Source organism: Bordetella sp., from assembly GCF_057362025.1.
The window spans coordinates 155,159-167,959 of sequence record NZ_JBMQQZ010000079.1 but is presented as its reverse complement, the minus strand read 5'-3'; the positions used below and the strand labels follow the sequence as shown (position 1 = coordinate 167,959).

Sequence of the window (12,801 nt, the reverse complement as noted above, 5' to 3'; positions counted from 1 at the left end):
TGAACATTTTAGCCGGCTTGCCCGCGCATGGCAAGCCGCGACGATGTTCCGCAACGCGGATCGGGGGCAGCATGGGGTACAGGGTAGGCGTCGATATCGGCGGCTCTTTCACGGATTTCGCTGTCTTCGACGAAGACAGCGGCGAAATCAAAAGTCTCAAGGTCTTCTCCCGCCCCGACCAGCCGGGCGAGGAAGTCATCGCCGGCGTCCGCATGCTGGGCGAGCGCTATGGCATCCAGCCGGAGCAGATCAGCTACTTCACGCACGGCACCACGGTCGGCATCAACACCGTCATCCAGCGCAAGGGCCTGAAACTGGCGCTGTTCGCGACCGAAAATTTCTGCGACGTACTGGAACTGGCGCGCCTGAAAACGCCGGACATGTACCACCTGCTGTCGCGGCGGCCGGAACCGCTGGTCAAGCGCAGCATGGTGTTCGGCATCGCCGAACGCATGGCGCCGGACGGCTCGGTGCGCAAGCCCCTGGACGAGGACAGCGTGCGGCGTGCCGTGCAGGCGGCACAGGACGCGGGTGCCGAAGGCATCGTGATATCGCTGTTGCACGCCTACCGCAATCCCGCGCATGAACTGCGCGTGAAGGAGATCGTTGCCTCCATCGCGCCGGAGCTGCCGGTATCGTGCTCCAGCGAAACCTGGCCCATCATCCGCGAATACGAGCGCACCATCACCGCCGTGATCGGCGGCTACGTGCAGCCGCGCGTCGCGCACTACCTGGGTTCGCTGCAGGCCGCGTTGAAGAACGCCGGCGTACGGCCCGAGCCGCGCCTGACCAAATCCAACGGCGGCGTCATGACCGCCGAGCAAGGCAAGCGCGATTGCGTGCAGATGATCCTGTCCGGTACCGCCGCGGGCGTGATCGGCGCCAGCCACGTCGCCGCCACCGCCGGCATCCCGCGCTGCCTGAGCTTGGATATCGGCGGCACCAGCGCGGATATCGCGGTCATCATGGACGGCAAGCCGCAGTACGGCGTGGGCGAACTGATCGGCGATTTCCAGATCCACATCCCTTCCGTATCGGTCTCGTCGGTCGGCGAAGGGGGCGGCTCCATCGCGTGGGTCGACCCGCTGGGCGTGCTGAAGGTGGGGCCGGAAAGCGCGGGGTCCCGCCCCGGTCCGGCCTGCTATCGCCGCGGCGGCACGCGGGCCACCATCACCGACGCCTTCGTCTGCTGCGGACTGGTGGGGCACTCCGATCTGGGCTACCGGGCGGTGGAAGTGGATGCCGAGGCCTCGCGCAAGGCCGTCGGCGAACTCGCCGCGCAGCTGGGACGCGGCATCGAGGAAACCGCGGAGGCCATTATCCAGATCGCGGTGTCCGGGATGTACACGGAAGTCAGCGGCCTGGTATCGCGCTACGGCATCGATCCACGTGAGTACGCGGTGCTTGCCTTCGGCGGCGCCGGTCCCATGCTGGGCTGCTTCCTGGCGCGCGAAATCAAGGTGAAGGAGATCGTCGTCCCGCCCTCGCCCGGCACGCTCAGCGCGCTGGGCGGCCTGATCGCCGACCTGAAGAGCGACTTCCTGAAGACCGTCTACACCGACCTGACGCCCGCCAACCTGGACGCCGTGCGTGAGGAATTCGCGGCGCTGCGCGAACGCGCCGAGCAATGGCTGCGGCAGGAACAAGGGCATATCGACGATGCCGAATACGTGTACTCCGCGGAAATGCGCTACCGCGGCCAATCGTACGAAATCGACACCGTGCTGGACCCCGCCAGCGTGCAGGCAGGCGATGTCCATGCCGTGGGCCAGGCATTCCACGACATGCACCGCCGCCTGTACGGCCATGCCGACGAACGCGCGCCGGTACAGATCGTCAGCCTGCGCGTGGTGATCTCCGGCAACAACGACAAGCCCGGGTTCCCGCGCCATGAGCCCCGTCCCGGCACGCCCGCGCCGGAACGCCAGGTGCGCGTGTGGCTGGACGGCGGGTTCCGCGACGTCGACCTGTACAGCCGCGCCGCGCTGAGCGCGGGCCAGCGCTTCAGCGGCCCGGCCATCGTCACCCAGGACGACTGCACCACCATCATCCCCGGCGACCATGCCTGCCAGGTGGATGAGTACGCCAATCTGCGCATCACTTCCGAAGGAGCCGCGTCGTGACCGTGGACAATTTCCGCCTGCAGGTGCTTGCCAACCACTGCACCGCCGCCGCCGAGGCCATGGGCTATACCCTGATGCGCACGGCCTACTCCACCTTCGTCAAGGAAACCGAGGACTTCTCCGCCCAGTTGATGACACCGGCGGGCAAGACTTTCGCCTCGCCCAAGACCTTCGGCGCGACCTGGTACACCGGCCTGGACTACGGCCGCGTCATCCAGATGTTCGACGACTACCGCGAAGGCGACATCTACCTGACCAACGATCCCTACAGCGGCTATGTCTCTACCCACACGCCCGATATGCACGTATGGAAGCCGGTGTTCCGCGACGGCACGCTGGTGTGCTTCGTGGGCAGCCATATCCACAACACCGATATGGGCGGCGCGGTCCCGGCCTCGCTGTCGCGCACGCTGACCGAGGTGCACCAGGAAGGGCTGCGCATACCGCCCATGCTGCTGATGCGCGACGGCGTGATCGACGAAAAGCTGCTGCGCATCATGCAGGTGAATGTGCGCATGCCCGACCAGAACCACGGCGACCTGAACGCGCAGATCGCCGCGCTGAACGTCGGCGAACGCAAGGTGCACGAAATCATCGACCGCTTCGGCGTCCAGGAATTCATGCAGGGCGCCGAGGCCATCCTGGACTACGCGGAACAGCAGACGCGCGCGCTGATCCGCGACATCCCCGACGGCGACTATGAATTCTCGGAGTACGCCGACGAAGACACCGTGGGCGGCTATCCCTGCCGCATCCACATCACGCTGCGCGTGCGCGGCGATGAACTGGAAATGGACTTCACCGGAAGCGATCCGCAAGTGGCTTCATCGCTGAACGTGCCCACCGGCGGCGACGGCCACCATTCCGTGATCACGGTCGGCCTGATCTACGTGATGCATACGCTGGCTCCGCGCAATGTGCTGAACGCCGGCTCGGTGCGGCCCATGCGGGCCGTGCTGCCCGAAGGGTCCATCGTCAATCCGCAGGCGCCCGCCGCGGTGGGCATGCGCAGCCTGACGGCGGCCGTGATCCAGGCCTGCACCTTCGGCGTGTTCAATCGCGCCCTGCCCGACCGTCTGCCGGCCTGCCCCGCCGGCGGATCGACGCTGCTGAACGTGAAGACGGCGACGCGCGGCGGCCGCCAGGTGCTGTCGTCCATCGGCCCCTGCGGCGGCGGCGGCGGCGGCGGCCCGGAATACGACGGCGTCGAAGGCTGCGGCGCGAACAACGCCTTCCTGAAGAACACCCCCGTGGAGATCAACGAAGCAGAAGTCCCCATCGAGATCATCCGCTACGGCCTGGTGCCCGACACCGGCGGCGCGGGCCGGCTGCGCGGCGGCAATGCCGCCACGATGGAATTCAAGCTGCTGGCGCCCAACGGCGTCGTCACCGCGCGCAACCGCAACCGATCGGAACTGGCGGCCTGGGGCGTGGTGGGCGGCAAGGCAGGCGCGAACTCGCGCTTCACCAGGAACCCGGACGGCGCCGCCCCGGAAGAATTGCGCAACAGCGACCTGGTGAATTGCGCGCCGGGCGACGTGATCCGCCTGCAGGGCCCGGCCGGCGGCGGCTACGGCGACCCCTACGAACGCCCGGTCGAAAAAGTGCTGGACGATGTCCGGTGCGGCTTCGTCTCGCGGCAGCGCGCCCGCGACGCCTATGGCGTCGTGGTGCGCGAGGACCTGACGGTGGACGAAGCCGCGACGCGGGAATTGCGCGCGGGCGATGCCGGGGATGCACCCGCAGCGGGCGGCGCCCACTTCGACTACGGTCCGGGACGATCCCGCTTCGAGAGCATCTGGACGGCCGCGCGCTACGACGCCATGACCCGCATCATGGCCGCGCTACCGGTCAGCTGGCGCCATTTCGTCAAGCACCAGATGTTCGCCGCCCTGGCCGGCACCGAGCCGCCTCCGGACGGCGGCGCGCGGGACATCGAGCAGGTCTACCGGCAGCTCAGCGAACGCTACGCCGACCTGCCCTCGTTGGACACCATCGCCGCGCAGGCGGCGGCCTGACGCGGCACCCCCGCTTTTGCAGAACCAGGAACATCGCATGGCCACTTCCGCGGACATTTTCGCGCCGGATTTTCAGAAGCGTCCCTTTTGGTGGGAGGCCTACGAACCGCCCGAACCGGGCGACGAGACCTTGCCGCCGCGGGCCGACGTGATCATCGTGGGGGGCGGCTATACGGGCGTTTGCTGCGCCCTGACCTTGCGCGAAGCCGGCATCGACGCCATCGTGCTGGAAGCAGGCCGGCCCGGCCAGGGGGCCAGCACGCGATCCGGCGGCCAGATGTCCGGCGGCGTGAACGTGCAGAAAAAAGCCTTGGCCGCCGTGGGTGAAAGCCCCGAGCAGCGCGAGGCACGCCTGGCGGCGCGGCTGCGCGATGCCGCCGCGTCCATGCGCTACGTCGAATCGCTGATCGAACGCCACCGCATCCAGTGCGGCTGGCAAAAGACCGGACGGCTCACCACCATGTGGCTGCCGCAGCACTACGAAAGCTGGAAGCCGCGCATGGACCAGCTCAACGCCTGCACCGGGTCGAATGCCCGCATGGTTCCGCCGGAGGAAATGGGCCGCGAGATCGGATCCAGGATCTACCACGGCGCGGCCCTGATCGAAGAGGCCGGCCACCTGCATCCCGCGCAGCTCTACGGCGGGATGCTGGCGGCGGCGCGCGCGGCCGGCGCCCGGGTGCATGGCAACACACCGGTGCGCGCCATCGAACGTGTCAGCGGCGGCTACGACGTCCGTACGCCTCGCGGCGCGATACGCGCGCAGCAGGTCGTCATAGCGACCAACGGCTACACCGGTCCGGACATGGGAGACCTGCGGCGCAAGGTCGTTCCCATCGCCACCCATATGATCGCCACCGAGGAATTGCCGGCGGACCTGGCGGCCAGCATCCTGCCCACCAACCGTGCGGTGTCCGAATCGCGGCGGGTGGTCAATCATTACCGCCTGTCCCCCGATGGACGCCGCCTGCTGTTCGGCGGCCGCGCGCGCTTCACACCCACTGGCGAGGAGACCACCGCGCGGCTGTTGTATCGCGCCATGCTGAAGCGGTTTCCCCAACTGGCCGGCACGCGCATCACGCACAGTTGGGGCGGCAACGTGGCGATGACGCTGGATTCCATGCCGCACATCGGCGGTTCGGACGGCCTGCATTACGCGCTGGGCTGCAACGGCAGCGGCGTGGCCATGATGAGCTACCTGGGGCACAGCCTCGGCGACAAAATCGCCCGGCAGTCCCGCGCTCCGATCAACGCGTTCGATATGGGAGAAATTCCTGGCCATCCTTTCTACTTCGGCAATACCTGGTTCCTGTTCGCCATCGGTAGTTGGTACCAGGCGCGGGACGCCTACGATCATTGGAGGGCTCGCTGAACGGCGCGCAAGAGGCAGACTTTCCATCGACAAGCTGTTGTTGTTTTGAGTCCGGGCCGTTCACGCGTTCGCGCGCGCCGGCCGACTCTTGCCTTGCACCGTCCGATGCGGACCTGGCGTGGCGCCAGGCCGTGAATAAGGGATCGGACGTGAACAAAACCATTGGAGCGATCCATGAATATCATGCAGCGACGCAATGCCTTGAAAGTCCTGGGCGGCCTGTGCGGGGCGGCCGCCCTGCCGCGCTTCGCGCTGGCGCAACCCGGCGGCTACCCCGCCGGCCCGGTCACGGTCATCGTGCCCTATGGATCCGGCGGCAGTACCGACGTGATCGCCCGCCTGCTGGTCAATGACGTCAGCGAACGCCTGGGCGGCAAGTTCGTCGTCGAGGACAAGCCCGGTGCAGCCGGCAATATCGGCACGCGGCAGGTGGCGGTTTCGCGTCCGGACGGCAGCACCCTGCTGTACTCGACCGCGACGCCGTTCTGCATCAATCCCTATGTCTACCGGACCTTGCCCTTCGATCCCGATAACGACTTCTCCGCGGTCTCGCGCACGGCCAAGCTGCCGTTGGTCCTGGTGGCCAATGCCGGCCTGGGCATCAAGAACGCCCACGACTTCGTCCAATACCTGCGCACGCACCAGAAGGAAAGCAGCTTCAGTTCCTACGGCATCGGCACCTCCAGCCATATCGCCGGCACCATCTTCACCAAGAAGATCGGCGCGCCCGGCGTGCTGCACGTCCCCTACAAGGACATGACGGCGATGTCCGACCTGGCGGCCGGACGCAACACTTTCCACATCGACGCATGGTCGGTGGTGGACCCGCTGGTCAAGGCCGGCAAGCTGGTGGCGCTGGCCGTTTCCAGTTCCGAACCCCTGCCGTGGGCGCCGCAATTGCCCACCATCGCGAGCGTGATCAAAAGCGACTACGACGTCGTCACGTGGCACGCCGTTTTCGCGCCGCGCAAAACGCCGACCGACGTCGTGGACCTGCTGAACCGGGAATTCCAGAAGACGATCGACACGCCGGCCGTGCAGAAAACGTATCGCGAACAGGGCTTCCTGACCTACCCGCCGGCCACGCCCAAGGAGATCGACGCGTTCGTCAAAGCGGACAAGGCGCGCTGGAAAAGCTATGTCGAGATGGCGGGGATTACGCCGTCGTAGCCCGCTTCCGGCAAGGCGCGGGCCGCTTCCACCCGCGCCGCCTGCCGCTTGTACTCCCGGGGCGTCATCCCGAACCGGCCGCGGAATTCCCGCGAGAAATGCGCGCCGTCGGCAAACCCGCAATCCAGGGCGATCCGCGTCACCGGCAGCCGGCTCGACCGCAGCAGCCAGCAGCCGTACTGCAGCCGCAGATTGCGTTGAAACACCATGGGGCTGACCCCCAGCGCCACCTGGAAAGCCCGCTCCAGCTGGCGGCGTCCCACCCCGACATAGCGCGCGATCGCGTCCAGCGACGGCGGGGCGTCGATGCGCTGCTCGATGAAATGGGCTGCCTGGCGTACGCGCAAGTCGCCGATTTCCGACACGTCGGAATAGAAGTGCGCTTGCGGGACACGCGCCGGCCGCATGCCCTGCAGCATCATATGGCGGATCGCCTGCTGGGCCTTGTCACGGCCGCAGTGGCGTTCGACCAGATACAAGGCCAGATCGATGGCCGCGGTGGATCCCGCGCAGGTGATCAGATCGCCTTCGTCGATGAACAGCCTGTCGACCGCCGCCCGCACGTCGGGAAAGCGCGCCCGGAACGCGTCCAGCACGTTCCAATGCACGCAGACCGTCCGGGCGCCCAACACACCGGCCTGCGCCAGCGCGAACGTGCCCGTGCAGATGCCCAGCATGCGGACGCCACTGCCCGCCGCGCGCTGTATCCACTGCAGCAAGGCAGGCGGCAGGTTGGCGTTGGGATAGTCGTTGCCGCCGCACAAAGCGACATAGTCGAAAACCGCGGGATCCCCCGCCAGGCCGCCATCCACTGCCAACGACAGACCCGCGCTTGACGCGCGCGGCAGCCCGTCGCAGCTCATGACACGCCAGGTCGTATGGATACGACGGCTTTTGCCGCCATGGTCGCCGGCCAGCCGCAGCGCATCGACGAAGCCGGAGAACGCGGCCAGCGTGAACTGGTCGAGCAGCACCAGTCCCACGGACAGCTCGGGTTTACCCGAGGCCGGCGAGACCTCCACGGCGGGATCGGAAACGGGTGTGCCCATGATGACGCAATTATTCAAGTTTCTGACGAGACATTTCAATCCCGGTTTGCCCGCACACGGGCACTATTCCGACAACGGCACACACAGCGGCCACGACACGTTCAAGGGGAAATCGCCATGGCACGACTTATCCATAACGCTTTGCTGGCAGGCGCCGTCGGCGCCGCCTGCGCCTGCGCGGCCTGGCCCGCCAATGCCGCCGAACGCATCACGGTGGCCTGGTATGGAGGCAACTGGGGCGAGGCCTTCAAGGCCTGCGTCGCCGACCCCTACACCAAGGCAACCGGCGTGACGGTGACGCCGGAGATCGGCACATCCACGACCACGCTGGCCAAGCTCCAGCAGCAGAAGAACGCGCCGACGATAGACGTGGCATGGATGGATGGCGGCATCAGCGAGCTGGCCCAGGCCGCCGGGGTGCTGGACCGCCTGGATTCCGCGGCCATCCCGAACATGGCCCATCTGCTGCCGCAGGCAATCTATGCGCGCGACGGCTCCACCTATGCGGTCGGTACCGGGTATTACTCGCTGGGGCTGACCTACAACACCAAGGAAATCGCTACCCCGCCCCAGACCTGGAAAGACCTGTGGAAACCGGAATATGCCGGCGCGGTGGCCATACCGTCGCCATCCAATTCGGCCGGCGTGCCTTTCGTCCTGTTCATGGCCAAGGTGTGGGGCGTCGACCCGTCCAATCTCGATCCCGTCTACAAGCGCCTGGCGGCGCTCGATACGGCACTGCTGTTCGACAGCTCCGGCGCCGCGACCAATGCATTCCAGTCCGGCGAGGCGGTGATCGGGGCGCACTTCAACGTCGGCGCCTGGGACATGATCGACAAAAAACTGCCGATCGGATTCGCGGTGCCGCGGGAAGGCGTATGGGCGACCGACGCCCGGCTGCACCTGGTCAAGGGCGCGCCGAACAAGGCCGCGGCCCAGAAGTTCATCGATACCGCGCTGACGGCGCAGGCATCGTCATGCCTGGCGACCCGTCTTTACCTCGGCCCTTCCGTGCAAGGCGTGCAGGTATCGCCGGAGACCGCCCGCAAGCTTCCCTGGGGTGAAAAGGGATCGGTGAAAGACCTGAGCCTGCTGGACTGGAACGAGGTCAACGCGCGACGTGCGGAGATCACCGATGCCTGGAACCGGCAGGTGGCGCACAAGCGCTGACGACATGGCCGTGCCGATCGAGAACGAGGAACACACAATGCCTGTCCTGCTGGACATCCGTGGCCTGCGCAAGCAGTTCGGCGGCCATACCGCGCTGGAAGCGATCGATCTGCAGGTACGGCAAGGCGAGTTCATCGCCCTGCTCGGGCCGAGCGGCTGCGGCAAGACGACGCTGCTGCGCACCATCGCAGGATTCCTATCGCCGGATGCGGGAAGTATCGCGATCGAGGGCCAGGACGTCAGCCGCCTGCCCGCCCACCGGCGCCCGCTGAACACGGTATTCCAGAACTACGCGCTGTTTCCGCACATGACCGTACTGGAAAACGTTGCCTACGGCCCCCGGCGCCGCGGCGTGCGGGGCGCGCAGGCAGTTCGCCAGGCCCGCGAGGCCCTGGAAATGGTCGGCCTGGCCAGCCTGGACGCGCGCTATCCCCGTGAGATGTCGGGGGGACAGCAGCAGCGGGTGGCGCTGGCCCGCGCGATCGTGAACGCGCCCAGGCTTCTGCTGCTCGACGAACCGCTCTCCGCGCTGGATCTGAAGTTGCGCAGGCGCATGCAGCTGGAGCTTAAGCACCTGCAGGAACAATTGGGCATTTCCTTCGTGTTCGTCACGCATGACCAGGAAGAAGCCATGACCATGGCGGACCGGATCGTGGTCATGAATGCGGGCCGCATCGAACAGATCGGAACCGGTCCCGACATCTATCGCGCGCCGGTCACGCGTTTCGTCGCCGAATTCATCGGCGAGGCCAACCTGCTGCCGTTTACCCGCGATGCCGGCGGCGCGGCCATCGCGCTGGACTCGCTGGCAGCGCGCATGGCGTCCATCGCGCCCGCGCGCGGCATTCCGCAACGCGGCACGGCTATCCTGCGTCCGGAGGATCTGGCGATACTGGAAAGCGGCGCGGTGGCGAATGGGCACGTCGTGTTCCAGGCCCGCATCACGGACGTCATCCGCGCCGGCAGCCACACCGTCGTCCTGGGCGATGCCGGCGGCCAGCCGCTGCAAGCCCGACTGGCCGGCGATTGCCCGGGATTGCAGGCCGGTGCGACCAACGCCTGGGCGTTCGACCCTTCCCGCGTCCACCTGATCGCGGAGCCGTCATGACCCGGTCCCTGCGCGTACCCGCCGCCCTGCTGGGCTTGCCGCTGTTGCTGTTCGCGGCCTTCTTCGTCGCCCCGCTGTGCGTCGTGGCCCTGGCCAGCGTGTTCGATCCCGCGCAGGGCGGATTCACGCCGGCCTACTACATCAATGTGCTGGCCGACGGCTATCACTGGGACGTCATTGCCACCACCTTCCGCATCGGCGCGGGGAGTACGCTGGCCTGCCTGCTGCTGGGCTACCCCCTGGCCTGGTACCTGGTGCGGCTGGTGCGCTGGAGGCATTGGCGCCGGGTCTGCGTCGTCATCCTGGTGCTGCCCCTGTTCACCAGCAATATCGTGCGTTCCTTCGGCTGGATGGTGATGCTGGGCAGGAACGGGATCGTCAATGATTCCCTGCAAGGTCTGGGCCTGATCGAACGTCCGGTACGGTTCCTGGGCACGGAGCTGGGCATCCTGGTCGGGATGGTCTACATCCTGATGCCCTTCGTGGTGCTGGCCGTGGGCAATACGCTGGCCAGGATCGATCCCGCGCTGGAACAGGCATCTTCCGACCTGGGGGCCTCGCCCTGGCAGACGTTTCTCCACGTCACCCTGCCGCTGACACTGCCCGGGGTGGCCGCGGGCGCCGTCATGGCATTCACCCTGGCCGTCAGCGCATACGTCACGCCGGCCCTGCTGTCGGGCGGACGCGTCACGGTGCTCTCGGTATTGATCTTCCAGCAATACAGCTCGGTATTCAACGTACACCAGGGCGGCGCGCTGAGCATCGTCCTGCTGGTCTTCACCCTCGTGCTGGTCGGGCTGGCAAGCCGCCTGGGCCAGCCCGCCAGGAGATCGCCATGATCGCCCGAATCGGAATACGCCTGCTGTCGTGGGCCCTGCTCGCCTACCTGGTATTGCCGCTGCTGGTCATCCTGGGCGCGTCCTTGACCACCACGTCCTATCTCGCGTTTCCGCCGCAGGGAATGACGCTGCAGTGGTACCGGCAACTGATGGGCGATCCCAGCTATTTATCGGCGTTCGCCACCAGCGGCCTGCTTGCCTGCGCCGCCACGGCCGTTGCCGTGGTGCTTGCGCTGCCGTGCTCGCTGGCGCTGGCCCGCTACCGGTTTCCCGGCAAGGCGGCGATCTCGGCGCTGCTGATGTCGCCGCTGGTCCTGCCGCATGTCGTGCTGGGCGCCGCCCTGCTTCAGTTCGGCTCGTATTTCGGGCTGACGCGCAGCTTTACCGCGCTGCTGGTCGGGCACACCGTCATCGTGCTGCCGTTCGTGCTGCGCAGCGTCCTGGCGATGATGACACCGGAACAGCGCGCGCTGGAGGAGGCGTCCGCCGACCTGGGCGCCGGCCCCCTGCAGACGTTCTTTCTGGTACTGCTGCCGCAGATTCGGCCCGGACTGGTGACGGGCGCGCTCTTTGCCTTCATCTCGTCCTTCATCAACGTCGAGCTGTCGATCTTCAATACCACGGCGGATCTGAACACGATCCCCGTCAAGCTCTTCAATTACGTGCAATACACCATCGATCCGACCATCGCCGCCCTATCGGGCGCCACGATCGTCGCGGCCTTCCTGGCCATCGTGATCCTGGACCTGACCGTGGGGTTGGACATGCTGTCCGAACCTCGCTGAACCCGGCGGGCCCATGGCCCGCGCCCCCAAACTTCCTGCCGACCCATCCCTTACCTGAATCCGGGAGTATCAGTCATGCGCAAGCAAGACGTGTTCGATGTCATCTATACCCATACCGAAGGCGAGCCGCTTTGCATCATCCACAGCGGTATTCCCTATCCTGCCGGTACCAACATCCTGGAAAAGCGCGCATTCCTGGAAGCCAACTACGATTGGCTGCGCAAGGCGCTCATGCGGGAACCGCGCGGGCACCGCGATATGTTCGGTGTCTTCCTGACGCCGCCGTCCACACCGGAATACGACGCCGGATTGATCTATATCGATGGCAGCGAATACTCGCACATGTGCGGCCACGGCACCATCGCGGTCAGCATGGCGATGGTGGCGCTTGGCCTGGTGCCCCGCGGGGCGGACGGGCTGACGCGCATCCGCTTCGAAACCACGGCGGGACTGGTCGTGTCCGAAGTCAAATCGGAAGGCGACGAAGTCCTGTGGACCCGATTCGAAAACGTGCCCGCCTACGTCGCGGCCCAGGACCTGCCCGTCACCGTGCCGGGCTACGGCGAGCTGCAGGCCGACATCGTCTGGGGCGGCAACTATTTCGGGATTGTCGACCTTACCCAAAGCAAGCTGCGCATCTCTCCGGAAAACGGCAGCGAACTCTCCCGGCTGGGGCTTGCCGTACGCGATCAGCTGAATGCCAGCCACCCCATCCAGCACCCGACCCAGCCGCACATCAACAACCTGAACTACATCACCTTCTGGCATCCGGCCACGATCGAAGGCGCCTTCTACAAGAACGTCCATGTCTTCAGCCACGGTCAGCTCGACCGTTCGCCCGGCGGCACGGGAACCAGCGCAATGATGGCGATGTTCGAGGCGCGCGGAAAAATGGGCCTGAACCAGCCCATACTTTCGGAAGGGCTGCTGGGCAGCGGCACTTTCGAGGGCTGCCTGCTCGGTACGGTCGACCTCAATGGCACGCGCGCCGTGCGGCCTACGGTGAAGGGAACGGCCAGCATCCTGGGCACCGCGCGCTGGACGCTCGACCGCAACGATCCCGTCGGCGCCGGTTTCCTCGTCAGATAGGATAGGCGGGCACGCCTCCTCCCTAAGTGGTAATACCTAGACGCGGTGCCTCCCAGAGGGAAGGCGCCCGCTCTGGCT

At 66.5% G+C, this 12,801-nt stretch carries 10 protein-coding genes; 9 read left to right on the top strand and 1 reads right to left on the bottom strand.

Features of this window, described 5'->3' with window-relative positions; translation table 11 throughout:
- Positions 1-71 precede the first annotated feature (71 nt).
- The 4 genes from ACO1P8_RS16405 (at position 72) to ACO1P8_RS16390 (ending at position 6,683) form a co-directional block, all read left to right on the top strand.
- A complete protein-coding gene (locus tag ACO1P8_RS16405; RefSeq protein WP_486296946.1) occupies positions 72-2,123 on the top strand; it encodes a hydantoinase/oxoprolinase family protein in 2,052 nt (683 codons plus the stop codon).
- Positions 2,120-4,141 carry a hydantoinase B/oxoprolinase family protein gene (locus tag ACO1P8_RS16400; protein WP_486296945.1) on the top strand — a complete coding sequence of 674 codons (2,022 nt, stop codon included), beginning with the start codon at positions 2,120-2,122 and terminating at the stop codon, positions 4,139-4,141. The genes ACO1P8_RS16405 and ACO1P8_RS16400 overlap by 4 nt, the downstream gene beginning before the upstream one ends.
- Positions 4,142-4,178: 37 nt before the next feature.
- Positions 4,179-5,513 (top strand): NAD(P)/FAD-dependent oxidoreductase, encoded by a 1,335-nt coding sequence (locus ACO1P8_RS16395; protein ID WP_486296944.1) that lies wholly within the window; start codon positions 4,179-4,181, stop codon positions 5,511-5,513.
- A 174-nt stretch (positions 5,514-5,687) separates the two neighbouring features.
- On the top strand, positions 5,688-6,683 hold the full coding sequence (locus ACO1P8_RS16390; protein WP_486296943.1) for a Bug family tripartite tricarboxylate transporter substrate binding protein: 996 nt from the start codon (positions 5,688-5,690) through the stop codon (positions 6,681-6,683).
- On the opposite strand, the gene ACO1P8_RS16385 is transcribed toward ACO1P8_RS16390, so the two are convergent.
- Entirely contained in the window at positions 6,650-7,732 is a 1,083-nt protein-coding gene (locus ACO1P8_RS16385) for a GlxA family transcriptional regulator (protein WP_486296942.1), read from the bottom strand. The genes ACO1P8_RS16390 and ACO1P8_RS16385 overlap by 34 nt on opposite strands.
- A 117-nt stretch (positions 7,733-7,849) precedes the next feature.
- Between ACO1P8_RS16385 and ACO1P8_RS16380 the strand changes: the two genes are divergently transcribed.
- The 5 genes from ACO1P8_RS16380 (at position 7,850) to ACO1P8_RS16360 (ending at position 12,723) form a co-directional block, all read left to right on the top strand.
- The gene (locus ACO1P8_RS16380; RefSeq protein ID WP_486296941.1) at positions 7,850-8,902 is read left to right on the top strand and encodes an ABC transporter substrate-binding protein; all 1,053 of its coding nucleotides are present in this window, start codon (positions 7,850-7,852) and stop codon (positions 8,900-8,902) included.
- A 37-nt stretch (positions 8,903-8,939) separates the two neighbouring features.
- Positions 8,940-10,010: an ABC transporter ATP-binding protein gene (locus ACO1P8_RS16375; protein ID WP_486296940.1), complete on the top strand. Its 1,071-nt coding sequence runs from the start codon at positions 8,940-8,942 to the stop codon at positions 10,008-10,010.
- Positions 10,007-10,849 carry an ABC transporter permease gene (locus tag ACO1P8_RS16370; protein WP_486296939.1) on the top strand — a complete coding sequence of 281 codons (843 nt, stop codon included), beginning with the start codon at positions 10,007-10,009 and terminating at the stop codon, positions 10,847-10,849. Before ACO1P8_RS16375 ends, ACO1P8_RS16370 begins: the two co-directional genes overlap by 4 nt.
- Positions 10,846-11,634, top strand: coding sequence for an ABC transporter permease (locus ACO1P8_RS16365; protein ID WP_486296938.1), 789 nt, complete (start codon positions 10,846-10,848; stop codon positions 11,632-11,634). Before ACO1P8_RS16370 ends, ACO1P8_RS16365 begins: the two co-directional genes overlap by 4 nt.
- A 75-nt stretch (positions 11,635-11,709) precedes the next feature.
- Positions 11,710-12,723, top strand: coding sequence for a proline racemase family protein (locus ACO1P8_RS16360; RefSeq protein ID WP_486296937.1), 1,014 nt, complete (start codon positions 11,710-11,712; stop codon positions 12,721-12,723).
- Positions 12,724-12,801 lie beyond the last annotated feature (78 nt).

Coding starts and splice junctions, on each gene's coding strand:
- ACO1P8_RS16375 (WP_486296940.1), top strand. CDS start 8,940: ATGCCTGTCCTGCTGGACATCCGTGGCCTGCGCAAGCAGTTCGGCGGC.
- ACO1P8_RS16405 (WP_486296946.1), top strand. CDS start 72: ATGGGGTACAGGGTAGGCGTCGATATCGGCGGCTCTTTCACGGATTTC.
- ACO1P8_RS16385 (WP_486296942.1), bottom strand. CDS start 7,732: ATGGGCACACCCGTTTCCGATCCCGCCGTGGAGGTCTCGCCGGCCTCG.
- ACO1P8_RS16395 (WP_486296944.1), top strand. CDS start 4,179: ATGGCCACTTCCGCGGACATTTTCGCGCCGGATTTTCAGAAGCGTCCC.
- ACO1P8_RS16365 (WP_486296938.1), top strand. CDS start 10,846: ATGATCGCCCGAATCGGAATACGCCTGCTGTCGTGGGCCCTGCTCGCC.
- ACO1P8_RS16360 (WP_486296937.1), top strand. CDS start 11,710: ATGCGCAAGCAAGACGTGTTCGATGTCATCTATACCCATACCGAAGGC.
- ACO1P8_RS16370 (WP_486296939.1), top strand. CDS start 10,007: ATGACCCGGTCCCTGCGCGTACCCGCCGCCCTGCTGGGCTTGCCGCTG.
- ACO1P8_RS16380 (WP_486296941.1), top strand. CDS start 7,850: ATGGCACGACTTATCCATAACGCTTTGCTGGCAGGCGCCGTCGGCGCC.
- ACO1P8_RS16390 (WP_486296943.1), top strand. CDS start 5,688: ATGAATATCATGCAGCGACGCAATGCCTTGAAAGTCCTGGGCGGCCTG.